19 protein-coding genes and 1 pseudogene are annotated in these 22,441 nt (G+C 71.9%); 10 read left to right on the forward strand and 10 right to left on the reverse strand.

The features are described from left to right. Nucleotides 1–17: 17 nt before the first annotated feature. On the forward strand, nucleotides 18–1,427 hold the full coding sequence (locus Q0994_RS17400; protein WP_299535583.1) for an FAD-binding oxidoreductase: 1,410 nt from the start codon (nucleotides 18–20) through the stop codon (nucleotides 1,425–1,427). A 154-nt stretch (nucleotides 1,428–1,581) separates the two neighbouring features. On the opposite strand, the pseudogene Q0994_RS17405 reads toward Q0994_RS17400, so the two are convergent. Then, a pseudogene (locus tag Q0994_RS17405) lies at nucleotides 1,582–2,043 on the reverse strand (nuclear transport factor 2 family protein); the annotation flags it as partial. Nucleotides 2,044–2,249: 206 nt separating this feature from the next. On the opposite strand from Q0994_RS17405, the gene Q0994_RS17410 reads away from it, so the two are divergent. Together Q0994_RS17410 and Q0994_RS17415 are read left to right on the forward strand one after the other, a co-directional pair. Then, nucleotides 2,250–2,825, forward strand: a complete 576-nt coding sequence (locus Q0994_RS17410; protein WP_299535586.1) for a PadR family transcriptional regulator — start codon at nucleotides 2,250–2,252, stop codon at nucleotides 2,823–2,825. A 110-nt stretch (nucleotides 2,826–2,935) separates the two neighbouring features. Further along, nucleotides 2,936–3,646, forward strand: a complete 711-nt coding sequence (locus Q0994_RS17415; protein WP_299535589.1) for an HAD family phosphatase — start codon at nucleotides 2,936–2,938, stop codon at nucleotides 3,644–3,646. On the opposite strand, the gene Q0994_RS17420 is transcribed toward Q0994_RS17415, so the two are convergent. Then, nucleotides 3,612–4,439 carry an alpha/beta fold hydrolase gene (locus Q0994_RS17420; RefSeq protein WP_299535592.1) on the reverse strand — a complete coding sequence of 276 codons (828 nt, stop codon included), beginning with the start codon at nucleotides 4,437–4,439 and terminating at the stop codon, nucleotides 3,612–3,614. The genes Q0994_RS17415 and Q0994_RS17420 overlap by 35 nt on opposite strands. Before the next feature lie 436 nt (nucleotides 4,440–4,875). Between Q0994_RS17420 and Q0994_RS17425 the strand changes: the two genes are divergently transcribed. The 3 genes from Q0994_RS17425 (at nucleotide 4,876) to Q0994_RS17435 (ending at nucleotide 7,740) form a co-directional block, all read left to right on the forward strand. After that, a complete protein-coding gene (locus Q0994_RS17425) occupies nucleotides 4,876–6,024 on the forward strand; it encodes a winged helix DNA-binding domain-containing protein (RefSeq protein WP_299535594.1) in 1,149 nt (382 codons plus the stop codon). A 174-nt stretch (nucleotides 6,025–6,198) separates the two neighbouring features. Further along, entirely contained in the window at nucleotides 6,199–6,585 is a 387-nt protein-coding gene (locus tag Q0994_RS17430; protein WP_299535597.1) for a VOC family protein, read from the forward strand. A gap of 90 nt (nucleotides 6,586–6,675) precedes the next feature. Then, nucleotides 6,676–7,740 carry a bile acid:sodium symporter family protein gene (locus Q0994_RS17435; protein WP_299535600.1) on the forward strand — a complete coding sequence of 355 codons (1,065 nt, stop codon included), beginning with the start codon at nucleotides 6,676–6,678 and terminating at the stop codon, nucleotides 7,738–7,740. A 61-nt stretch (nucleotides 7,741–7,801) separates the two neighbouring features. On the opposite strand, the gene Q0994_RS17440 is transcribed toward Q0994_RS17435, so the two are convergent. Beyond that, nucleotides 7,802–8,569, reverse strand: a complete 768-nt coding sequence (locus tag Q0994_RS17440; protein WP_299535603.1) for an IclR family transcriptional regulator — start codon at nucleotides 8,567–8,569, stop codon at nucleotides 7,802–7,804. 138 nt (nucleotides 8,570–8,707) lie between these two features. On the opposite strand from Q0994_RS17440, the gene hutH reads away from it, so the two are divergent. Continuing rightward, complete coding sequence (gene hutH, locus Q0994_RS17445; protein ID WP_299535606.1) at nucleotides 8,708–10,243, forward strand: histidine ammonia-lyase; 1,536 nt, start codon at nucleotides 8,708–8,710, stop codon at nucleotides 10,241–10,243. 251 nt (nucleotides 10,244–10,494) lie between these two features. Here hutH and hisG read toward each other — a convergent pair whose 3' ends face one another. The 7 genes from hisG to Q0994_RS17480 are packed head-to-tail and all read right to left on the reverse strand — an operon-like array spanning nucleotide 10,495 to nucleotide 18,393. Beyond that, a complete protein-coding gene (gene hisG, locus Q0994_RS17450; protein ID WP_299535609.1) occupies nucleotides 10,495–11,343 on the reverse strand; it encodes an ATP phosphoribosyltransferase in 849 nt (282 codons plus the stop codon). 5 nt (nucleotides 11,344–11,348) lie between these two features. Then, nucleotides 11,349–12,692 (reverse strand): hypothetical protein, encoded by a 1,344-nt coding sequence (locus tag Q0994_RS17455; protein ID WP_299535613.1) that lies wholly within the window; start codon nucleotides 12,690–12,692, stop codon nucleotides 11,349–11,351. After that, nucleotides 12,689–13,696, reverse strand: a complete 1,008-nt coding sequence (locus Q0994_RS17460; protein ID WP_299535615.1) for a RimK family alpha-L-glutamate ligase — start codon at nucleotides 13,694–13,696, stop codon at nucleotides 12,689–12,691. Before Q0994_RS17460 ends, Q0994_RS17455 begins: the two co-directional genes overlap by 4 nt. A gap of 48 nt (nucleotides 13,697–13,744) precedes the next feature. Next, entirely contained in the window at nucleotides 13,745–14,932 is a 1,188-nt protein-coding gene (locus Q0994_RS17465; protein ID WP_299535617.1) for an ATP-grasp domain-containing protein, read from the reverse strand. Then, nucleotides 14,925–16,118: an MFS transporter gene (locus tag Q0994_RS17470; RefSeq protein ID WP_299535619.1), complete on the reverse strand. Its 1,194-nt coding sequence runs from the start codon at nucleotides 16,116–16,118 to the stop codon at nucleotides 14,925–14,927. Before Q0994_RS17470 ends, Q0994_RS17465 begins: the two co-directional genes overlap by 8 nt. Continuing rightward, on the reverse strand, nucleotides 16,115–17,317 hold the full coding sequence (locus Q0994_RS17475) for an acetyl-CoA carboxylase biotin carboxylase subunit family protein (RefSeq protein ID WP_299535621.1): 1,203 nt from the start codon (nucleotides 17,315–17,317) through the stop codon (nucleotides 16,115–16,117). Before Q0994_RS17475 ends, Q0994_RS17470 begins: the two co-directional genes overlap by 4 nt. Before the next feature lie 35 nt (nucleotides 17,318–17,352). After that, the gene (locus tag Q0994_RS17480) at nucleotides 17,353–18,393 is read right to left on the reverse strand and encodes a pyridoxal-phosphate dependent enzyme (protein ID WP_299535624.1); all 1,041 of its coding nucleotides are present in this window, start codon (nucleotides 18,391–18,393) and stop codon (nucleotides 17,353–17,355) included. A 170-nt stretch (nucleotides 18,394–18,563) separates the two neighbouring features. On the opposite strand from Q0994_RS17480, the gene Q0994_RS17485 reads away from it, so the two are divergent. From Q0994_RS17485 to Q0994_RS17495, 3 genes are all read left to right on the forward strand, one after another. After that, nucleotides 18,564–20,363: a non-ribosomal peptide synthetase gene (locus tag Q0994_RS17485; protein WP_299535626.1), complete on the forward strand. Its 1,800-nt coding sequence runs from the start codon at nucleotides 18,564–18,566 to the stop codon at nucleotides 20,361–20,363. Nucleotides 20,364–20,438: 75 nt separating this feature from the next. Continuing rightward, nucleotides 20,439–21,191 carry a thioesterase II family protein gene (locus Q0994_RS17490; protein ID WP_299535628.1) on the forward strand — a complete coding sequence of 251 codons (753 nt, stop codon included), beginning with the start codon at nucleotides 20,439–20,441 and terminating at the stop codon, nucleotides 21,189–21,191. Further along, nucleotides 21,188–22,405 carry a cytochrome P450 gene (locus Q0994_RS17495; RefSeq protein ID WP_299535630.1) on the forward strand — a complete coding sequence of 406 codons (1,218 nt, stop codon included), beginning with the start codon at nucleotides 21,188–21,190 and terminating at the stop codon, nucleotides 22,403–22,405. Before Q0994_RS17490 ends, Q0994_RS17495 begins: the two co-directional genes overlap by 4 nt. The last annotated feature ends 36 nt before the right edge of the window (nucleotides 22,406–22,441 follow it).

A 22,441-nucleotide genomic window follows, 5' to 3' on the forward strand; every position in this document is an offset into this window, starting at 1 on the left:
GGGACGGCAGAACCAACATGAGCAGCGGCAGAACCACGGGCACCGCGGACGGCGGCATATCGTTCTGGTACGCGAAGGAGGGCATTCCGGTACCCCGTGAACCCCTGCCCGGGGACAGCACGGCGGACGTCTGCATCGTCGGCGGCGGCTACACCGGCCTGTGGGCGGCGTACTACCTCAAGAAGGCCGTCCCCTTCCTCAACATCACGGTCCTGGAAGCCAAGTTCTGCGGCTACGGCGCCTCCGGACGCAACGGCGGCTGGCTGTACAACGGCGTCGCCGGCCGCGACCGGTACGCCAAGCTGCACGGCCACGACGCGGCCGTCCGGCTCCAGCGGGCGATGAACGACACCGTCCGCGAGGTGACCGACGTCACCGAGGCGGAAGGGATCGACGCGGACATCCACCGCGGCGGCGTCCTCGAAGTGGCCTACACCCCGGCCCAGCTCGCCCGGCTCAAGGACTTCCACTCCGTCGAGATCGCCTTCGGGGAGAGTGACCGGGTGCTCCGCGGCGCCCGGGAGACCGCCGAGCGGATCCGGGTCGCCGGTGTGGTCGGCTCCAGCTGGACCCCGCACGGCGCCCGGCTGCACCCGGTGAAGCTGGTGAAGGGGCTGGCGGCGGCCGTGGAGGCGCTCGGCGTCACCGTCCACGAGTCGACGCCCGTCACCGAGATCAGGCCGAAGCACGCGGTGACCCCGTACGGCACTGTCCGCGCCCCCTACGTGCTGCGCTGCACCGAGGGGTTCACCGCGGGCATCAAGGGCCACCGGCGGACCTGGCTGCCGATGAACTCGTCCATGATCGTCACCGAGCCGCTGTCCGACGCGCTCTGGGAGACCATCGGGTGGGACGGGCGCGAGACGCTCGGTGACATGGCGCATGCCTACATGTACGCCCAGCGCACCGCCGACGGCCGTATCGCGCTCGGCGGCCGGGGCGTCCCCTACCGCTTCGGCTCGAAGACCGACAACGACGGCCGCACCCAGCCGGCCACCGTGCAGGCGCTGCGCGATCTGCTGGTGCGCTTCTTCCCCACCACCGCGGGCGTCCACGTCGACCACGCCTGGTCCGGGGTGCTCGGCGTGCCGCGCGACTGGTGCGCCACCGTGACCCTGGACCGGTCCACCGGCCTCGGCTGGGCGGGCGGCTACGTCGGCTCGGGGGTCGCCACCTCCAACCTCGCCGCCCGCACCCTGCGCGACCTCATCCAGCAGGACTCCGGCCAGGCCGGACCCACCGAGCTGACCGCGCTGCCGTGGGTGAACCACAAGGTCCGCGGCTGGGAACCGGAACCACTGCGCTGGCTCGGCGTGCACGGGATGTACGCGGCCTACCGCGCCGCCGACCGCCGGGAGGCCGCCTCCTTCCGCGCCACCACCGACCCGCTGGCCCGAGCGGCGGACCGCATCGCGGGCCGGCACTGACGAACCGGGACGTGGCCGGGGAGCGTGGCGGGGCGCGTGAGGGGTGTGCGTGAGGGGGTGCGCGATCGGGCGCGGGACCGGGGTGCATGAGGGAGCGCGTGACGGGGGTGCCGCGCCCGGGCCGCGCGCCGTTCCGCGCCCCAGCGGCCCGCCGCTACCGGGCGGCCTCCGGGGCGGGTGCGAAGCCGGTGTCCGGGGTGATGTCGGGCGCGGGTGCGAGGCCGGCTTCGACCAGCCCGGCGAGCACGGCGGCGCCGAGAGCGTGGACGGCGGACTGCGGGCGCACCATCACGGTGAACTCCTTGATCAGCCCGGCCTCGTCGAAGTGCAGCAGGTCGATGCCGTGGATCGCCCTGCCGCCGATGGCGGCACGGAACATCAGCACCTCGGAGGGGGCGGAGGAGCCGTCGACGCTGGTCTCCCCGGTACCCCGGTACGCGCCGGTGTAGTGGAAGTCCTCGAAGGTGCGCAGCAGCACCCCGAAGAGGCCCATCACCATCGGCTTGCCCTCGAAGGGCGTGAACTTCACCGGGCTGTACAGGTTGACGTCGTCGGTGAACAGCGCCTCCATCGCGGCGAGTTCGCCGTTCTCCACAGCGGCCCGGAACCGCTCCGCGGTGGTGGGGTGCGCGGTGTCGGTGGCAGTACCCGTGGCTCCGGTGGTGACGGTGGCGGCACCCGTGGCTCCGGTGGTGACGGTGGCGCCTGCGGTGTCCTCGGTGGCCATGACCCACCCCTTCATCTAGTCATGAATAAGACCAGTCATTTTCATGACTATCATGCGAGTCCGAGTGGCGACAGAGGTACGGAGGCGACGATCCGGTGGCACTACGGCACGCGGTGCTGGCGGCACTGCTCGACGGGGAGCTCAGCGGCTACCGGCTCGCCAAGGCCTTCGACCTCGGCGTGGCCAACTTCTGGCACGCGCAGCCGCAGCAGCTCTACGCCGAACTGACCCGGCTGGAACGGGACGGGCTGATCGCCGGGCGGGAGGTCGTGCAGGAGAACCGCCCGAACAAGCGCCTTTTCCGCGTCACCGCTCCCGGCCTCGCGGAGCTGGAACGCTTCACCTCCGCCCCGGCCAAGCCCTCCTTCATCCGCGACGACCTGCTCGTGCAGGTACAGGCAGCCGACCACCTCGCCCCCGGCCCGCTGATCCAACGCCTCACCGAGCGGGCCGGGTTCGCTCGCGCCAAGGTCGCGCTCTTCGAGGAGTTGCTGCGCACCATGCGGGGCGGCCGTACGGAGGAGGAGTTCCTGCGCCACGGCACCCGCGTCGGGCCGTACCTGACGTGCAGCCGGGGACTCGCCTTCGAGCGGGGCAACCTCGACTGGTGCGAACGCACCGCCGCCCTGCTGCGGGCGCGGGCGTCCGGAGGGGACCCCGAAGCCCCGTGACCGGCCGACCCGTCCGGACGGCGGGCACCCGGCCACGCGGCTCCGCCTCGCCTTGCACAGGAGCCCGGCGGGGTGTCGGCCGCTTCCCCGGCGCCCGTACCCTGCCGTCCATGACGGCGAACCCGGTGGACCTGGTGATCTTCGACTGCGACGGCACGCTCATCGACAGCGAACGCATCTACACCGAGGTGGACGCGCTGGTGCTGGCGGACCTGGGGTGCGTCCTCACCGAGGCGGAGATCGTCGAGCGGCTGGTGGGCTCGTCCGCCGAGGTCTTCCGGGCCGTCGTCGAGGAACGGCTCGGCCGCCCGCTCGCCGAGGACTGGGAGCTGCCGTACACCCACCTCTACCGCGAGGCGCTGGCCACCCGGCTGAAACCGGTGGACGGCATCCCCGCCCTGCTGGAATCGCTGACCGTCCCGGTGTGCGTCGCGTCGAACGGCTCGCACGCCTCGATCGCCCGCAACCTGGCGACCACGGCGCTGGCCCGCCACTTCGACGGCCGCGTCTTCAGCGCGGCCGACGTGGCACGCGGCAAGCCCGCCCCCGACCTCTTCCTGCACGCCGCCCGCACGATGGGCGCCGACCCGGCGCGGTGCGTGGTGATCGAGGACAGCGCCTACGGTGTCGAGGCCGCCCGCGCGGCCGGCATGCGGTCGTTCGGCTACGCGGGCGGACTCACCCCGGCCGCCCGGCTGGAGGGAACGGACACCGTCGTCTTCCACGACATGCGCGAACTGGCCGCGCTGCTCGCACTCTCCACGCCGGAGGCCTCCCGACCGGGCCTCAGTCCCGCAGGAACTCCAGGAGATCCTTGTTGAACCGCTCCTTGTCCCCCGGCACCAGCGCGATGCCGTGGGAACCGCCCTCGTAGACCTTGAGGGTGGAGCCGGAGACGAGCTTCGCGGACTTGCGGCCGGTCGCGTCGATCGGCACGATCTGGTCGTCGTCGCCGTGCACGATCAGCGTGGGGACGTCGAACTTCTTCAGGTCCTCGTGGAAGTCGGTGGACGCGAACGCGTCGACACAGGCGACGCCGGCCTCGATCGTCTCGGCCATCCCCATGTACCAGAACGCGTCCTTGTTGCCCTGCGTCACCTTGTTACCGGGCCGGTCGGCGGAGAAGAACCCCTCCGCCGAGTCCTTCCAGAACTGCGAACGCTCGGTCAGGATGCCCTGCTTGATGCCGTCGAAGACGCTCTGCGGCACACCCTCCGGGTTGTCCGGGCCCTGGAGCATCAGGGGCGGGATGGCGGACAGCAGGACCGCCGACCGGACCCGCCCGGTGCCGTGCCGGCCGATGTAGCGGGCCAGCTCACCGCCGCCCATCGAGTGCGCGACCAGCGTGACGTCCCGCAGGTCGAGCGCGGTGATGAGGTCGTCGAGGTCGTCGGCGAAGGTGTCGAAGTCGTAGCCGTCGTAGACGGGCGTGGAACGTCCGTGTCCGCGGCGGTCGTGCGCGATGCCGCGGAAACCGGCGTCCGCCACCGCCTTCAACTGGTCCTGCCACGCGTCCCCGTTGAGCGGCCACCCATGGATGAAGACCACGGGGCGCCCGGTGCCCCAGTCCTTGTAGAAGATCTCGACTCCGTCGCGCGTGGTCACTGTGGGCATGCCGTTTTCCTTTCGCGTTGCGGATCGACTTCCCGCCTCTGCGGATCGACCGGGACGGCGCACCGCGGGGGCCTCCCGCTCCGGGAGACCGCCCCGGCACGCGCGCCGGCGTCCCGGGCACCGCTCGTCGGCGGCACCGGGACGGATTGCTGCCGAGCCGCCACCGACCTGAAGAGGGGCGAACGGCTCCCTCTTCATGGTCCGGGCGTGCGCCCGGCCCGCAACACGAGACGCAAAAGCCCCGGCGGCGCCGGCCGTGCCCGCCCGCGCCCGTCCCGGACCGTGCGCGCCGAGCCGGGGGCCGCGCGCGCCGAGCCTGGGCCGCGTATCCCGGACCGGGCGGACCCGCGTACCCCTTGTCCGGGCGGACCCGCGTACCCCTTGTCCGGGCGGGGCCGCTGCCGCGGGCGGCGGGCCGCCGCGGGACAATCCCCGCATGCAGATCACCGCCCAGGAGCTCAACCGGGCCACGCTCGCACGGCAGTTGCTGCTCGACCGCGCGCCGATCGGCGTCGAGGAGGGGGCACGCCGGGTGGTCGCCCTCCAGGCGCAGCAGCCCGCCTCCCCCTACATCGCCCTGTGGAACCGGCTGGCCGGCTTCGACCCCGCTTCCCTCGACGCGGCATGGGCCGGGAACCGCGTGGTCAAGTCGACCCTGATGCGGCTCACCCTGCACGCGGTCCACGCCGACGACTACCGGGCGTTCCGCGAGGCCATGGAGCCGACCCTGCACGGCTCCCGGCTGCGTGACCCCCGCTTCACCGCCTCCGGTCTCACCGCCGACGACGCCCCCGCCCTCGTCGCGGAGCTGCTGCGGTACGCCGACCGGCCGCGCACCGTGGCCGAGTCGGAGGAGCACCTGCGCCGGTTCCTGGGGCGGCCGCTGGAGTCGGCGGCGCAGCGCATGCTGCGGCAGTACGCCCCGCTGTGGCACGCGCCCACCGGCGGCCCCTGGGCGTTCGGCCACCGGCCGTCCCACATCGCCGCCACCGGGGCGCCGCCCGTGCCCGTCGGCCCCGACGCGGCGGCCGAGGGGATGAAGGTGCTGGTCCGGCGCTATCTGGCGGGGTTCGGCCCGGCCTCGGTCGCGGACATCGCACAGTTCGGGCTCGTCGGCCGCCACCGCGCCAGGGCGGCGGTGCGGGAGCTGTCCGGGGAGCTGGAGACCCTGGAGGGTCCGGACGGGACCGTGCTGCACGACCTTCCCGGCCTGCCACGCCCGGCCGGGGACACCCCGGCGCCGCCCCGGCTGATGGCCATGTGGGACAGCGTCCTGCTGGCCTACGCCGACCGCTCCCGCGTCGTCCCGCCCGCCCACCGCACATACGTGACCCGGGTGAACGGCGACGTGCTGCCGACGCTCCTGGTCGACGGACGCGTGGCCGGGGTCTGGCGTCCCACCCCCGACGGCATCGAGGCCACCGCCTTCCACCGGCTCCCGAAGCCCGTCTGGCAGGCCCTCTCCGAGGAGGCCGCCGCCCTCACCGCCTTCCTGGCCCCGCGCGACCCGTCCGCGTACGCGCGCTACGCGCACTGGTGGGCCAAGGGTCTGCCGGGTGAGGAGACGCGGGTCCTGGGGGCCTGACGGGCCCGGGCCCGGGGCGTCACCGCACGGGGGCCGGGCGCGGCCGGGTGGGCCGTACGCCCGAGCAAGCCCGCACCGCGCCCGCTGGGCGGCCGAGAACGAACCGTTTGGCAGAAGCCGATCCACCGCCCGGCCACCCCCGCGACCCGACGTTCCCGGCGTAGGGTCGGGCGCATGGTGCACGTACTGAGCAGCAGGGTGTTGCTGCGCCCCCGGGACCCGCAGCGCTCACGGGACTTCTACGGAAAGGCCCTGGCGCTGGAGGTGTACCGCGAGTTCGGCACCGGGCCGGAGCGCGGGACCGTCTACTTCCTCGGCGGCGGATTCCTGGAGGTGTCGGGGCGCTCCGAGGAGCCGCCCGCCGACACGCTCCGCCTCTGGCTCCAGGTCGCCGACTGCGCCGCCGCGCACGAGGAGTTGGCGGCACGCGGCGTCCACGTGCTGCGGCCTCCGGTGCGGGAGCCGTGGGGCCTGATCGAGATGTGGATCGCCGATCCGGACGGCCACCGCATCGTGCTCACCGAGGTCCCGGCCGACCACCCGCTGCGCTACCGTCCCTGACGCATCGCGGCCGAAGCACTCTCTGCGTGTACAGGCCACATATCGAGACGCGTTTGCGGGCCGCCCGGAATCCGGCGTCTGATCGCGCCTGTGCACAAGGAACCCGTAACCCCCCACACCCCCCGCCCCGGCGCCTCCGGGACCGACACCGCCGCGACCGGTTCCTCCGGGACCGGCTCCTCCGGCTCGGGCGACAGGGCGGCGCGACTCGCCGTCAGCGTCTTCCCCGTCCTCGTCCTCGTCGCGGGCGTGGCCGGGCTCGTCACCCCTGACACGTTCGCGGGATGGACGCAGGCGGTGCCCTACCTGCTCGGCATCGTGATGTTCTGCATGGGACTGACGATGACCCCGCTCGACTTCAAGGGCGTGGCGAAGCGTCCGTGGGCCGTCGCGATCGGCCTGGTCGCGCACTACGTGATCATGCCCGGCCTGGGCTGGGCGATCGCCCATCTGCTGGACCTCCCGCCGCAGTTGGCGGCCGGAGTCATCCTGGTCGGCTGCGCCCCGAGCGGTACCGCGTCGAACGTGGTGACCTTCCTGGCGCGGGGCGACGTGGCGCTGTCGGTCTCCGTCGCCACCGTCTCCACCGTGCTGGCGCCCCTCATCACCCCGCCGCTGACGCTGCTGCTGGCCGGCGCCTACCTGCCGGTGGACGCGGGATCGATGGTGGCGGACATCCTCAAGACCGTGCTCCTGCCGGTGATCGGCGGACTGGTGGTACGCCTGGTCGCGGGCGCGTACGTCGACCGGATACTCGGCGCGATGCCGTGGCTGTCCTCGGTCGCCGTGGCCGCCATCGTCTGCGCCGTCGTGTCCGGCAGTGCCAGCGCGATCAAGTCGGCCGCTGTCAGCGTCCTGGTCGCCGTCGTCCTCCACAACGGCCTGGGACTCGCCCTCGGTTACGGCGCGGGAAAGCTCACCCGCCTGGACAAGCCGGCCAGCCGCGCCATGGCGTTCGAGGTCGGCATGCAGAACTCCGGCCTCGCCGCCTCCCTCGCGGCTGCCCACTTCAGCCCGCTGGCCGCCCTGCCGGCCGCCGTGTTCTCCGTCTGGCACAACATCTCCGGCGCGCTGGTGGCCGCCTGGATGTCCCACGGTGCCCGCCGCGAGGAGCGAGAGGCCGTGGCGGGCCCGGCGACCGCGCCGAGCCTCTGACCGGCCGCCGGCCGGGGCCGGCCACGCGGGGCGTGGCCCTGCGCGCCGGCCCGCCCCGCGCTCACCCCTGGGCGACGCCGCCCACCCGGCGGGTCAGCTCACGCGCGGTCTGCGCCACGTGGCTCGCGATGCGCACGCGTTCCGTCTCGTCGGCCTCGTCACCGGGGAAGGTGACGGAGACCCCGGCGATCGGGTGGGCGTGATGGTCCAGCACGGCCGCCGCCACGGACGACAGTCCTGGGGTGACCTCCCCTTCCTCGGTCGCGTACCCCCGTCGCCGGACCTCGGTCAGCAGCCCTCTCAGCGCGGTGAGCGAGGAGGGACCGACGCCGTTGCGGACGACGAACGCCGACCGGTCGGGGAACACCGCCCGCACCTGCGCGGGACGGAGCAACGCCAATACCGCCCGGCCGCTGGCGGTCAGATGGGCGGGCAGCCGCACCCCGACCTCGCTGACCAGCGGAGCCCGGCCCGGGGCACGTTCCTCGATGACGTAGATGACCTCGCGGCCGTGCAGCACGGCGAGGTTGGCGTTGTACCCGGTCCGGTCGACCAACGCGGCCAGCGGAGCCCGCGCCAGACGCTGGAACGGCGCCTGGCGCTGATAGCCCGAAGCCAGCTCGAAGGCGCTGACGCCGAGACCGTAGCGCCGCTCCTCCGGCAGGTGGACCACGAAGCCCTCCGCCACGAGGGTGTCGAGCAGGTGGTACGTCGTCGAGCGGGGCAGGCCGACGTCGCGGCTGATGGCGGCGGCGGGGACGGGAGCCCCCTGCCGCGCGAGATAGCGCAGCACTGCGAGCACCTGCGCGGCTGCCGGGACGATTGCCATGGGGTGAGCCTAGACCGGCCGGGACGGACCCGTCTGCGATCCCAGACTCCACGTCCACACTCCATGGCATCTGGGATACCAGACAGAAATCGTCCGTTGCCGGTCGCGGAACCGCCCGGCCTGCGGCTTGATAGGCCCATGAACGTTGTTGTTGGTGTCGGTGCGCTCTCCGCCGACGAAGTCGTGTCCGTCGCCCGCCTCGGAACCCCGGTGGTTCTCGCACCCCCGGCCCTCGAAGAGATCGCCCGCAGCCGGGAGGTCGTCCGGGCCCTCGCCGACGACGCCGAGCCGCACTACGGTGTCTCCACCGGTTTCGGCGCACTGGCCACCCGCCACATCCCCACCGAACTGCGCGCCCAGCTCCAGCGCAGCCTGGTGCGCTCGCATGCGGCGGGCTCGGGCCCCGAGGTCGAGCGCGAGGTCGTCCGGGCGCTCATGCTGCTGCGGCTGTCCACCCTCGCCACCGGGCGCACCGGCGTGCGCACCGAGACCGCCGAGGCGTACGCCGCCCTGCTCAACGCCGGGATCACCCCGATCGTCCACGAGTACGGATCGCTCGGCTGCTCCGGCGACCTCGCCCCCCTCGCGCACTGCGCGCTCGCCGTCATGGGCGAGGGCGTGGTCCGCACCGCGGACGGCGTGCGCAAGCCCGCGGCCGAGGCACTCGCCGAGGCCGGCATCACCCCGGTCGTGCTGGAGGAGAAGGAGGGCCTCGCCCTCATCAACGGCACCGACGGCATGCTCGGCATGCTCACCCTCGCCGCCCACGACCTGCACCGCCTGCTCCGTACGGCCGACATCGCCGCCGCGATGAGCGTCGAGGGCCAGCTCGGCACCGACGCCGTCTTCGCCGCCGACCTCCAGGCGCTGCGCCCGCACCCGGGCCAGGCCGACAGCGCCGCCAACCTGCGGTCCCTGCTCACCGGTTCGGCGATCGTGGCCAGCCACAAGGGCCCGGAGTGCACCCGTGTCCAGGACGCCTACTCGCTGCGCTGCACGCCCCAGGTCCACGGCACCGCCCGCGACACCCTCTCCTACGCGGAACTGGTCGGCTCCCGCGAACTGGCCGCCGCCGTCGACAACCCCGTCGTCACCGCCGACGGACGGGTCGAGAGCAACGGCAACTTCCACGGCGCCCCGATCGCCGCCGTGCTCGACTTCCTCGCCATCTCGGTCGCCGACGTCGCGTCGATCTCCGAACGCCGCACCGACCGGTTCCTGGACCCCGCCCGCAACCGCGGTCTCAACGCCTTCCTGGCCGACGACCCCGGCGTGGACTCCGGCCACATGATCGCGCAGTACACCCAGGCGGCGATCGTCTCCGAGCTCAAGCGCCTCGCCGTGCCGGCCTCCACCGACTCGATCCCCTCCAGCGCCATGCAGGAGGACCACGTCTCCATGGGCTGGTCCGCCGCCCGCAAACTGCGCCGCGCCCTCGACGGACTCGGCCGCGTCGTCGCGGTGGAACTCCTCACCGCCGCCCGCGCACTCGACCTGCGCGCACCGCTCACCCCCTCCCCCGCCACCGCAGCGGTCCGCGACGGTCTGCGCGAGACCGTCGAAGGCCCCGGCACCGACCGCTGGCTCGCCCCCGAGATCGAGGCGGCCGTCCAGTACGTCGCCTCCGGCCGCGCCCTCGCCGCCGCGGAGTCGGTCACCGGGCCGCTGGCCTGACCGGGCCGCGCGGCCGGGAGGCGCAGCCGGGAGGCGCGGCCGGGAGGTCCGGTCCGGTGCCCGGCGGCCCGGCCGCACCAGGTGCCGACGCCGCGTCCAGTGAACGACAAAGGCCCAGCTCAGAGACCATCCGAGCTGGGCCTAGCGGTGAGCCCCTGGCGGATTCGAACCGACGACCTACGCATGACAAGACCGTGAGCGATCATGTCAGCCGGTGCCGCCGCCTCGTGACGTATTCCTGCTCCGCCCGGTCAGAGTCGGCAGGCGTGGATGGACGTGGTCAGGACTGCCCGCGGACCCAGCTCGTACAGATCGTCCATGATCTGCTGGGCCCGCGCCGTCGGGACCATTGCGCGCACGGCCACCCACCCCTCGTTGTGCAGCGGCGAGACTGTCGGGGACTCCAGACCCGGAGTCAGGCGAATGGCCCGGTCGAGGTGTTCGGCGCGGCAGTCGTAATCCATCATCACGTACGTCCTGGCCACCAGGACGCCCTGCAGGCGACGCAGGAACCGGTTTGCTTCAGGGGCGATCTCCGCACCGCCACCGCGTGTGATGATCACGGCCTCCGATTCCAGGATCGGCTCGCCGATCGCTACGAGGCCCGCGTCGCGCAGGCTCGAACCGGTCTCCACCGCGTCGGCGATCGCGTCGGCCACGCCGAGCTCCACCGCCGTCTCCACCGCACCGTCCAGATGGATGACCCGGGCCTCGACGCCGGCCTCGGCCAGGTGCCGGGTGACAATGCCCTCGTACGACGTGGCGATCGTGCGGCCCGCCAAGTCCGCCACGTCGCCGACCGTGCCCGGCTTCGCCGCGTACCGGTAGGTGGAGTGGGCAAAGCCGAGCTGCAGGATCTCCTGGGCCGAAGCACCCGAGTCGACCAGCAGATCCCGGCCCGTGATGCCGATGTCGAGGCGTCCCGCACTGACGTAGAGCGCGATGTCGCGCGGGCGGAGGTAGAAAAACTCCACCTCGTTCACCGGATCGACGAACACCAGCTCCTTGGCGTGTCCGCGCTGCTGGTACCCGGCCTCGCTCAGCATCGCGGCGGCTGGACCGGCCAGGGAGCCCTTGTTGGGAATCGCTATGCGCAGCACGGTGGTCAGCGCTCTCTCGCAGAGATGCTGAGCACGCCGGCGGACTCCGCACCGCTCGACGCGTTGATCACCGACTCCTCCCTGGGCGGCGCCTGGCGCAGGAACGTACCGGCGAACCGGCCGCCGAACACCAGCGGTGCCAGGACGACCTCACGGGCCGACGGACTCGCGCCCGGCAGCTCCACGATGACCGGCGGAACACGGTACTGCAGCACATGGCGCTCGGCCGATCCCCGCAGGCACTCCGTGAGCAATGCGCGCCACGCGGTGTCGTCCAGCGGAAAGCCGTACTTCATGCCCTTGCCGCCGTAGGCGGACGCAGGCTTGCACAGCAACTGCTCGCGGGCCGCGACGGCCCGCTCCAGGGTCTCCTCACTCAGCCGGAACGTTTCCGGCACGTGTCGCTCGACCAGGGTCCGCTCCTCGTTCGTGAGCAACGAGGCGTACTCGAAGAGCAGAGCCAGATTGGCCTTGTTGTCGAAGAGCCCCGCAGCGGGGGAGCCGATGAAGTCGACCTTGCCGGCCGCGTCGAGCTCCATCAGACGACGGGTGAGCGCCGGCGGCACATAGCGCCGGGTCTCGTGCCAGGTGTACGCCGTGAACACCGCGTCGATCCGACGGCCCTCGAAGTAGACGCCCTCGTCGGTGAGTGCGAGGTCGTGCACCAGGCCGCAGCTGACCTGATGCCCGGCCGAGCGCACCATGTCGACGAAGAAGCGCCGGCCCGAGTCGATGTCCGCGGGGTTCGCGGTCGCCTCGAAGACATGCAGCGGTCCGTCGGTGTGCCGCTGGGTGAGACCGCCGAAGACCTCCAGCCAGACCTGTGAGGTGTTGGGCGCGTCCAGGCCGAGACCGCGGGACTCCAGGAAGCGGGCGTACGCGGAGGAGCGTGCGGCCCGGGTGTAGGGCGCGCAGGTGCTGAGGCCGCCCAGGGACGTCGCCACGTTCAGCTCGACCAGCTTCAGGCCCTCGTCGGTGACCACCAGGTCGGGGCGCATGAACGCCCGGGCCGCCTTGGCCAGACGGGGGCTCGCGAGGGCCTCGGTCATCAGGGCCGCGTCGTCGCCGGATGCGCCCAGGTACTCCGCCCAGGCGGCGAGATCGTCGCCGAACACCCGCTGCGGGAAACCCGAGACGAGCTCCGCCAGGCGCACGCCGACCGTCGCGACATCGTCCGCCGCCTCCACCGACAGGATCTGCGGCGGGTAGGCGTGCGCCCAGCCCTTGCGGTGGATGCGCTCCGTGAACTCCTCACGGTCCTGGTCCGCCCCACCGGTGCCCTCGAAGTCGGCCCACGCGGCGACGGCACGCCGGTCCAGGGCGGACCACACCGCCCGTGCCGCGCTCACTTCAGCTTCCCGGCGGCGCGCAGGGCGTCCAGAACCGTGTTGACCGCCTCGGAGGACTTGTCCTCGCCGGTGGCGCGGCGGTGGTAGCTGAGGCCGCCCGGGTTCACCATGTTGATTTCGATGACGTAGGGGAACGCCAGGTCGACGCCCGAGTAGAAGATGCCGAGGTCCATCATTCGTTTGCCGAGCTCGCGAACGAACGCGTCCTCTTCATCGGTGAGTTCGAGCTTCTCGAAGCGGGCGCCGAGGGTGGCGTTCGAGCGGTTGTCGTTCTCCGGGTGGAAGCGCAGGAAGCCGGAGACGGGCTGGTCACCCGCTATGATCACGCGCTTCTCGTTGGTACGGACGTTGGGGATGTACTCCTGGACCGCGGTGTGGCGCTTGGCCATGCCGATGACGTCCCGGCCGTAGCGGCCGACGCGCGACATCTCGTTGCCGGTCGCCGAACCGAGGATCGCGGAGCGGTTGCGGTCCTTCTTGTTGACCACGTACACATCGGCGCCGCAGCCGTCACTGGTGGGCTTGACGACCCAGGAGCGGTCGCCGTCCGACTCGACGAGGCCGTTCAGGAAGTCGAAGTCGTTGGTGACGTAGGACACCGGCAGGTTCTCGGCCGGCACGATCGCACCAAGGTTGATCTTGGTGTTGAGGTGGAAGAGCGCGCCGGCGCCGTTGACGAACGGGACGCGCTGGTTCAGCAGCCACAGGAGCCGGAAGGAGTCGTCGTCGGTCTCGGGATGGGTCCCCGCGAGGACCCACACGAGGTCGAAGTCCTCGGCGGACGCGTAGGACTCGCGCAGCGCGGGAAAGTCGGCGCCGGCCACGAACTCCTCGGACAGCCTGACCTGGTCGCACACGACCACGTTCTCGTGAACGCCGAGGCTGTCGATGTCACCGATGTGCACGTCGTGGCCTTCGCGGTACAGCGCGCTCGGGATGATCGAGGCGTTGTTGAGCTCGAATTTCGAGGCCTCGGACACCAGGATCAGGATCTTGTACGGCAAGGGGTACCTCTCGACATCTCAGCAGGAAGGGGGGGTGGGGGAGGCTGGTCAGACGCCCGCGGTCAAAGTGCGGAGGGCTGCGTCGAGATGGCCCTCCAGTTCGTCGCGTGTGTCGGCGACGGCGAGCACGAAGCCGTGCCGGTCCCCCGACTTGGTGACGGCGCCGGGGAGCTGTCCGGCGGGTGCGGTGATCCTGACCTCTTCGACGCCGGGCAGCGAGGCGACCAGCTCGGTCCTGAGGCCGCCTTCGGGGACGGGCCCGTCGAAGGTGACGTAGCGGATGCCCGCCACTCTGTCGCGGGACGGCGCCTGCTGCACGGGCAGCCCGAACACGGCCGCCATCGACTGGGCGAACACGTCCTCGCCGAGCGCCAGGTGCAGCATGTCGCTGATCCGGTCGCCACCGGGGCGGCCGTGCGACTCGATGAGTCGCGGCCCTGCCGCGGTCACCATGACCTCGGTGTGCGAGGTGCCGAAGCGGTGGCCGGCCGCGTCCAGGGTCCCGCGGACGAGCTCGGCGATCGCTCTCTCGGCCGTGTCCGTCAGGCGTACGGGCAGCGTGTGCCCGGTCTCCACGAAGTGCGGTGCGCCCGTGGTGCGCTTCTCGGTGACGGCCAGGATGCGGTGACCGGTGTCCGAGCTCATGGCCTCGACGCTGTACTCGGTGCCCTCCAGGAACTCCTCGACGAGCAGCGGGCGCTGCCAGTCGAGCGCCGCGATGTAGGCCTCGGCCTCGAACACATCGGCCAGGTACTGCACGCCCGAACTTCCCGTGCCGTCCACCGGCTTCGCCACACAGGGAAAGCCGACCTCGGTGAGTGCGGGCAGCAGGTCGTCCCGGGTGGCGGCCAAGGCGTACGCGACCGGTGCGCCCGCCTTGTCCCCGACCAGGGCGCGCAGGTCAGCCTTGTTCTTGAGGACGGCCGGCGCGTGCGGGGGGTTGCCGGGCCAGCCGAGCTCGCCGTTGACGATCGCAGCCACCGAGGCGCCGATCTCGCCGAAACCGAAGCAACTGACCGGGCCGGGGAAGGTGTGCTCCCGGAGCCGTGCGATCAGTTCGGAGCTGTCGGCCGTCCAGGCGGTCTCGATCTCCGGGTCGCCCGTGGCCGGCGGCCTCGGCTGGCCGGGGTCGACCACGAGGACCACGGCCAGGCCCAGTCGCCCGGCCGCAGCGAGAACCGCGTCACGGGGGTTGAGCAGGACGGCGGTCGGGCGGTCGGTGGTCGCATCAGGCATGCTGCGGACTGCCTTTCGGGAGAAGGAAACAGAATGCGGCGGCCGCGAGCGACAGGCAGCTGATCAGCAGCCACAGGCCGCCGCCGTGGAGGGGCCCCAGGAGATAGCCTCCGAGCCCGGAGCCCAGCAGGCTGCCGAGCGCGCCCGCGGCGCTCATCGTGCCGAGCGCGAGTCCCGTGCGGCGCAGCGATCCCGCCCGCACGGCCTGCTCGTCGAGGCTCGGCGAGATCAGCATCTCGGCCAGCGTGATCGGCAGCACGAAGGCGATCAGCGCGCCCCAGCCGCTGAACGCGATGAGCAGCGCGTAGCCGCCACCGAAGGCCAGGAAGCCGAGGGCCAGCAGGGTGCGGGTGCCGGCCTTGCGGAACACATGGCGCAGCAGGCTGTACTGGAACAGCACCACGAGCGCTCCGTTGAGTGTGAAGACGACCGAGGTCGCGGCGGCGCTGCCCGTCAACTCCTTGGCAGCAATGGGCAGGACGACGTTCAGCTGGCTGTAGATCGCCCAGTACGCGACCCCCACGAGGACCAGCGGCCCCCACTGCCAGCGCGCCCAGCTCTCGCCGCTCCCGGGCACCTGCCCGCCGCTCGCGACGGTCGGGGACCCGGTGGGCGGTGCGGCCTGCACCGGGCGTGCCGTGAGCCGTATGCCGAGCAGAAGGTGCGAGGCCACGCAGGCGGCGAGGATGTAATCGAACCCGAACGGGTAGAGCAACGCGCCCAGCGCCGGGCCGACGATCACACCGACGTTCACGAAGGTCGAGCGCAGCGCCAGCATCTCGCGCCGGGGCACGCTGTCGTCCCGGACGAGCAGCGTCTTGATCGACATGCCGAGCAGCGAACCGCCCACGCCGATCACCGCGATGCCTGCGACCAGCGCCCCCATGTGCGTACCGTCCGCGAGGCCGAGTCCGAGCAGCAGATAGCCGGCGATGCGCAGGACGAACCCGGCCGCGAGCACGAACCGCGAATCGAAACGGTCCACGATCATCCCGCTGATCAGCGAGAATCCCTGCCCGCAGAAGGAGAGCAGCCCTACGAGGAAACCCGCCTGGGCTGTCGGGATGCCCTGGTCGGTGAGGTCCAGGGCAAGCAGTGGCAGGAACATGAACGTGGTCAGGCCGGTGAGCAGCACCGCGAGCAGGAGCATCCGCCCGGTGGCGGACGTGCTGCGCCAGGTGTTCACGAGCCGGCGGCTTCCGCCGGTACGTCCTGGAGGTGCTTCGTCAGCCAGGCCTCCACCTCGTACAGGCGCTCCTCGACCTCAGCGGCGTCCGCGCCCTCCACGATCGCGTAGCACAGGTGCGACGTGCTGTTCTGCGCCACAGCGTCCGGGCGGAGATTCGGGTTCACCTGGTAATCGCGCACCCACGGGAACGGCGGCCGCTCGGGCGCCTGGACCGGTCGGCCCTGCGGCAGCAGGGACACCGAGCCATGCACCTTGTCCGGAGCGGTGGTGGGTGGCGGCGGGACGGGCAACCCGACGGACTGGCGCAGCCAGGCGGCGCGCAGATCGACGTCGTACGTCAGCTGCGTAAGCGCCGGGATGCGGTTGCCGCCGACGCGCGAGGCGATCTCGCACAGGACGAACTCGTCGTCCGGGGTGTGGAAGACCTCCAGGTGGTACGCGCTCACCTCGGGGATGTCGAAGGCTTCGAGCGTCCGGTCGAAGAACTCCTCCAAGCGCAGCGCGAGCTCGTCCTCCGGGCGCAGCTGCACCGAGCCGTTGTTCTGCCCGTCGAAGACGCCGAGGCAACTGCGCAGGTAACGGGACGAGACGACGAACCGGTAGCCGGGGGCAAGCACCGCGTCCACGTGGTACATCCGCCCGTCGATGAACTCCTCGGCCAAGAGGTCCTCGCGCCAGTGCTGCCGGCTGAACTCCACCAGGTCCTCGTCGTCGCGCAGTACGCGGATGTCGCGCGAACCGCCCTGCTTGACCGGCTTGACCACGACCGGGTAGCCGGTCGCGTCGATGAAGTCCGTGAGGTCGGTGATCGTCTCCAGGCGGGTGAAGCGCGCGGTGCGCACCGTGCGTCCCGCGACCTCCTTCATGACCGCCTTGTCGCGGAACGACAGCGCGCTCGCGGCGGACTGGCCCGGTATCCCGAGGGCCGCGCGGATCCGGGCGGTGCGCTCCAGGTCGTACTCGTTGTCCGTGATGACGTGCGTGAACGGGTTCTCCTGAGCCGTGCGGCGGATCATCAGCTCCGCGTAGGGCACGAACTCGCAGTCCGGTACGTACTCGTAGCGCGCGTAGTCGCCCGTGTTCTTCAGGTCGTTGTGGGTGTACACCTCCAGGGCACCGGCCAGTTCGGGGAGCATCGCGGCGTAGTCGCTCTGAGGGCCGTAGTTGATGACTGCGACGTGGAGGGTGGGGGTCATGGCTGGTGCCTCGCTGGGGTCGGGGAGGGAAGGAGTCAGGCCGCGGGGGTGTAGGTCGGCAGGTCGTCCTCGACGCTGTAGGCGCGGCGTCCCCACTCCATCGCGCTCCAGGGGCCGGTCATGTCCGCGAGGTCGGTGATGACGGTCGGCGCGAACTCCGGGTCCGGCTGGGCGGGCCCGTCCGGCGGGAAGACCCGCTCGACGTAGCGGTGGCCGGGGTCGGCGGCGAGGAAGACGATCGGCCCGCCGTCAGGTGCGCTCCCGCGCAGATGGCGTGCGACCTGCCAGCCGGCACCCGAGGAGAGACCGGCGAACACGCCGGTCGTCGCGAGGAGATGGCGGCAGCCGGCCGCCGAGACGTCGAAGTTCAGCCAGTGCATCTCGTCGTACGCGCTGTAGTCGATGTTGCCGAACCGGATGCCGCTGCCGATGCCCGCGATGATGAAGCCGTCCAGCGGAATGGCCTCGGAGCCGAAGGAACGGCTGCCGAAGGGCTGGATGCCGGCGACCCGGACGTCCGGCGACAGCCGGCGCAGGTAGCGGCTCATGGCGCTGGTCGACGCCCCGGTGCCGACACCGCCGACCACGGTGACGCCGCTGGAGCCGAGCTCCTTCACCACGGTGTTCGCGACGCTCTCGTAACCGATGTAGTGCACGTCGTCGTGGTACTGCTGCATCCAGTACGCGTCCGGGTTCTCCTCCATGTACGCGTGCACGAGGCGGACGCGTGTCTCCTGGTCGTGCTGGAGACCCGGGTCGTCGGAGGACGGCACCTGGGTGTAGGTCGCGCCGAGGTACTTGAGCTGGGTCCGGATCGCCGCGTCGACCGCGACCGAGGCGAAGACGTGGCACTTGAGCCCGAGGTTGCGGCAGACCAGGGCGAGGGCGTGGCCGTAGATGCCGCTGGAGCTGTCCACCAGCGTCTGGCCCGGGCGGATCACTCCGCGGTCGAGGAGAGCCTTGACCGCCGCGTACACCGAGGTGACCTTCATGACCTCGAAGCGCAGGACGTAGATCTCGTCGCCCAGGTCGATGAGGTCAGGTTCGGACAGTTTCTCGGCAAATGACTTGTACACCGCGTGCCTTCCGATGAGTTCGGTGTCGTGGGTGCGGGGGCTGTCCGCCGGGGGCGGTGTCGTCCGCTGACTTACGGAGTTCTAGGCGGCGGGAATACCGGTTGATTCCCGTTCGCTTCCCGGAGCGGGCCGGGAGTCCGCCGGGAAGCCGGCTCCCACAATCAGGGGGCATGACCCTTCCCCTGTCCTCCCACCCGGCGGGTGCCTTCTCCGGGCCCCCGCTGCCCCCGCCCGTGCAGCGGGTCTGCGACCTCGTGGTCGAGCGGGCCCGCAGCCACCCCGACCGGACGGCGGTGGTCTGCGGCGACGACGTGCTCGACTACCGGCAGCTCGTCGAGCGCGCCACCGAGGTCGCACGCTCGCTGTCCGGCACGAACGCACGGCGCGTCGGCATCGCCGCGCACCGCACGGTCGGCGCCGTCACACACGCGCTCGGGGTCGCGCTCAGCGGCCGGTCGTTCGTGTTCCTCAACCCGGAGGCGCCGCCGAGCGCGTCCACGCACATCCGGGAGACGGCCGGGGTGACGACGGTGCTCGATCCCCGGGTCGCACCGAGCGCTCCGGCCCTCTCCGGAGAGGCCGTCGTTGCCGGCGATCTCGGCTCTCTCGGCGGTCTCGGCGGTCTCGGCGGTCTCGGCGGTCTCGACGGTCTCGGCGACGAGGCGTACGTCCTCTACACCTCCGGCAGCAGCGGCAAGCCCAAAGGTGTCTCTGTCACGCACGCCAACCTGGCGAGTTCCACCCAGGCCCGGCTAGCGGTGTACGAGCCGTACGGCACCCCTGTCTTCCTGCTCCTTTCGCCGTTCCACTTCGACTCCTCCGTGGCCGGCGTCTGGGGCACCCTCGCCGCCGGCGGCACCCTCGTCGTGGCCCGCGAGGACGAACGGCGCGACCCAGCCGCTCTGTTCGGCCTGATCGCCGGCCACCACGTCAGCCACCTGCTCACCGTGCCCAGCTTCTACGCCGAGCTGCTGCCCGTGCTCGCCGCCGGCCCCGCGGCCACCGCCTCTCTTCGGGTCGCCGTCTGCGCGGGCGAGTCCCTGCCGCAGCAACTCGTCGAACAGCACTTCGCAGCGTTGCCCGGGGCCGCCCTCGCCAACGAGTACGGGCCCACCGAGTGCACCGTCTGGGCCACCTGCCGCCTCTACGACGCACCCGGCCGCTCCACCATCGGCTTCCCGGTCCCCGGCGCGACCGTCCACCTGCTCGACGACCTGCTGCGCCCGGTGCCGGCCGGCGAGGAGGGACAGATCGCGCTGTCCGGCCCCGGTGTCGCGGCCGGATACGTGGCCGACCCGCAGCACACGGCCGCCAGGTTCGTCGAGCTGACGGACCCGGCAGGTCCGGTCGTCAGGGCATATCTCACCGGCGACCTCGGGCGCTGGACAGAGCAGGACGGGCTCGATTTCACGGGCCGGATCGACAACGAGGTCAAGATCCGTGGCGTACGCGTCACGCTCGAAGCCCTCGAAGAGGCGATCGCCGCCCACCCCGGCGTACGGGCCGCGGCCGCGGCGTACGACCACACGAGCTCGACGTGTTTCGCCTTCGTCGCCCTGCGGCCGGGCGCCACCGTCGACGCGGCGGAGGTCCGGGCCCGTGTGGCGGAGAGTCTCGGCCCGGCGGTCGTACCGGACCGGGTGCTCTTTCCCGACGTCCTGCCGCGCACGGCTCACGACAAGATCGACCGGGCGGCCCTGCTGGCGGGCGCGCAGCGGGTCCACGAGACCCCGCCGCCCTCTGTGACGGACTCCCCGGCCGCCCTGGTCGCCGCCGTCTGGTCGGAACTCCTCGGTGCCCCCGTGCAGGCCTCGTCCGACGCGACGTTCTTCGAACTGGGCGGCAACTCCCTGACCGTGCTGCGTCTGGCCCGTGCCCTCGGGAAGGTCGCCGGCCGTCCCATCGGGGTCAAGGACGTGTACCGCCGTGCCACCGTCGCCGAGCAGGCGGAACTGCTCGCGGCACCGTGAACCACGCGGCTGCGACCGGCTCCGGCGCCTCCGGCCCAACTCCCCCCGATGTCTCGCCCCGATCGGTCGTCACCCATGCCCCACACGCCCACCAGGAGCTCTGCCTCCCTGCGTCGACTCACCCCGGGCCCCGGCTCCGGGCCCGCCGTGCTGTGCTTTCCGCACGCAGGCGGCTGTGCCTCCTTCTTCCGCTCCTGGCCCTCCCTGCTGCCCGCCGCCCGCGTGGACGCCGTGCAGTACCCGGGCCGTGAGGACCGCGTCGCCGAGGACCACCCCGGGAGCCTCCTCGACCTGGCCGCCTCGGTTGCCGAGGAGATCCTGGGTACCGGAGAGCGCTACTCCGTCCTGTTCGGGCACAGCATGGGCGCCTACGTCGCCTTCGAGGTCGCCCACCGGCTCGAACAGGCCGGCGCCCCCGTACCTGCCCTCGTGATCTCCTCGGCGGCCGCTCCCGCCGAACGGCCCGCTGTTCCGTTCGAGGACACCGCCGACGTCCTCGCGTATCTGGAGCAGTACGAGCCGGTCAGCCCCGAGATCCGGGCCGAGCCCGATCTGCTCGAAATGATCCTCGACTACATCAAGGGCGACCTGCGGCTCGTCGCCCGGTACACCGAGCACTCCGACAAGCGGCTCACCGCCCGCGTCACCGCCGTCGCCGGAGAACAGGACGTACCGGGGATACGGGAGCACGTCACCCGCTGGTCCCGGCACACCGCAGGGGACTTCACGTCCCTCACCGTGCCGGGCGGCCACTTCTACCTGCGCGAGGAGCCGCCCGTCGAGCTCCTGCGCGCCGCACTCGACCGCACCCGAAGGGAAGCCCCGTGAGCCCCGACATGCTCGCCAGCCCCGACATCGCCGCCCTTCTCGACGGTGCGACCTACCGCGCCGGCGACCCCTTCACCCTGTGGCGCCGGATGCGCGAGCGGGCACCCGTCGCCTGGCACGAACCGGACGTTTTCCCCGGATTCTGGTCCCTGACCAGGTACGACGAGATCAAGGAGGTGCTCCGCGACGCCGGCACCTTCAGCTCGTCCTCCGGTATCCTCCTCCGCCCGCTCGCCCAGGGCGACGACCCCGGCAGCAACCGCACACTCGCCCTGTCCGACCCGCCCCGGCACACCGCGCTGCGCGGAGCGATCGCGGGCTGGTTCGCGCCGCGGAACCTGCGGATGCTCAGCGACTTCCTGGACCGGACGGCCAGGGAGACGGTCCGTGCCGCCGTCGCGGTGGGTCGCACCGAGTTCGTCACGGAGATCGCCGCCACGCTGCCGCTCGACGTGGTGTGCGCCTTCCTCGGCATACCGGACGAGGACCGCCCGCGGATCGTCGAGTGGTCCACGGACGCCTTCTGCGCGGGAAGTGCCGAGGAGCGCAGCCTCGCGCACCTGGAGATCCTCGACTACTTCGCCGGACTCGTCGAGGAGCGCCGTGCGCGGCCCGGCGACGACCTGGTGAGCGTGCTCGCCGGCGTACGGCACGAGGGGGCGCCGCTGCCACTGGACGACGTCGTGCTCAACTGCGACAACCTCCTGGTCGGCGGCACCGAGAACGTACGTCTGGCGATGTCTGGCGGACTGCTCGCCCTGCTCGACCACCCGGACCAGTGGGACCTGCTCCGGCGGGACTTCGACGCGACCGTGGACACCGCGATCGAGGAGATGCTGCGCTGGACCTCCAGCGCCACCCACATCACACGGCGGGCCACCGCCGACGTGGAGCTCGGCGGGCAGCGCGTCCGCCGCGGCGACCTCGTGGTGTGCTGGCTGACCTCCGCCAACCGCGATCCGGCGCACTTCACCGACCCCGACGACTTCGACGTACGACGCACCCCGAACCGCCATCTCGCACTCGGCACCGGCTCCCACTACTGCGTCGGCACCCAGCTGGCCAAACTGGAGATCAAGGCGGTGCTGCGGGAGTTCACCGCCCAGGTCGGCGAGATGAGGCTCGACGGCACACCCGAGCGCCTGGACTCCATCGTCGTCAACGGCCTGCGCTCGCTGCCGCTGCGCCTGACCCCGGCGGCCCGCCGTGGCTGACACCCGCCCCACCTCCCTCCCGCACACGGAGACCCC

The organism is uncultured Streptomyces sp. (genome assembly GCF_947488945.1).
In the GTDB taxonomy this organism is placed as follows: domain Bacteria; phylum Actinomycetota; class Actinomycetes; order Streptomycetales; family Streptomycetaceae; genus Streptomyces.

Bases quoted from the DNA above. Each gene is read 5' to 3' on its own strand.
- Q0994_RS17400 (WP_299535583.1), top strand. From the start codon at position 18: ATGAGCAGCGGCAGAACCACGGGCACCGCGGACGGCGGCATATCGTTC.
- Q0994_RS17415 (WP_299535589.1), top strand. From the start codon at position 2,936: ATGACGGCGAACCCGGTGGACCTGGTGATCTTCGACTGCGACGGCACG.
- Q0994_RS17420 (WP_299535592.1), bottom strand. From the start codon at position 4,439: ATGCCCACAGTGACCACGCGCGACGGAGTCGAGATCTTCTACAAGGAC.
- Q0994_RS17425 (WP_299535594.1), top strand. From the start codon at position 4,876: ATGCAGATCACCGCCCAGGAGCTCAACCGGGCCACGCTCGCACGGCAG.
- Q0994_RS17430 (WP_299535597.1), top strand. From the start codon at position 6,199: ATGGTGCACGTACTGAGCAGCAGGGTGTTGCTGCGCCCCCGGGACCCG.
- Q0994_RS17440 (WP_299535603.1), bottom strand. From the start codon at position 8,569: ATGGCAATCGTCCCGGCAGCCGCGCAGGTGCTCGCAGTGCTGCGCTAT.
- hutH (WP_299535606.1), top strand. From the start codon at position 8,708: ATGAACGTTGTTGTTGGTGTCGGTGCGCTCTCCGCCGACGAAGTCGTG.
- Q0994_RS17465 (WP_299535617.1), bottom strand. From the start codon at position 14,932: ATGCCTGATGCGACCACCGACCGCCCGACCGCCGTCCTGCTCAACCCC.
- Q0994_RS17475 (WP_299535621.1), bottom strand. From the start codon at position 17,317: ATGACCCCCACCCTCCACGTCGCAGTCATCAACTACGGCCCTCAGAGC.
- Q0994_RS17485 (WP_299535626.1), top strand. From the start codon at position 18,564: ATGACCCTTCCCCTGTCCTCCCACCCGGCGGGTGCCTTCTCCGGGCCC.
- Q0994_RS17490 (WP_299535628.1), top strand. From the start codon at position 20,439: ATGCCCCACACGCCCACCAGGAGCTCTGCCTCCCTGCGTCGACTCACC.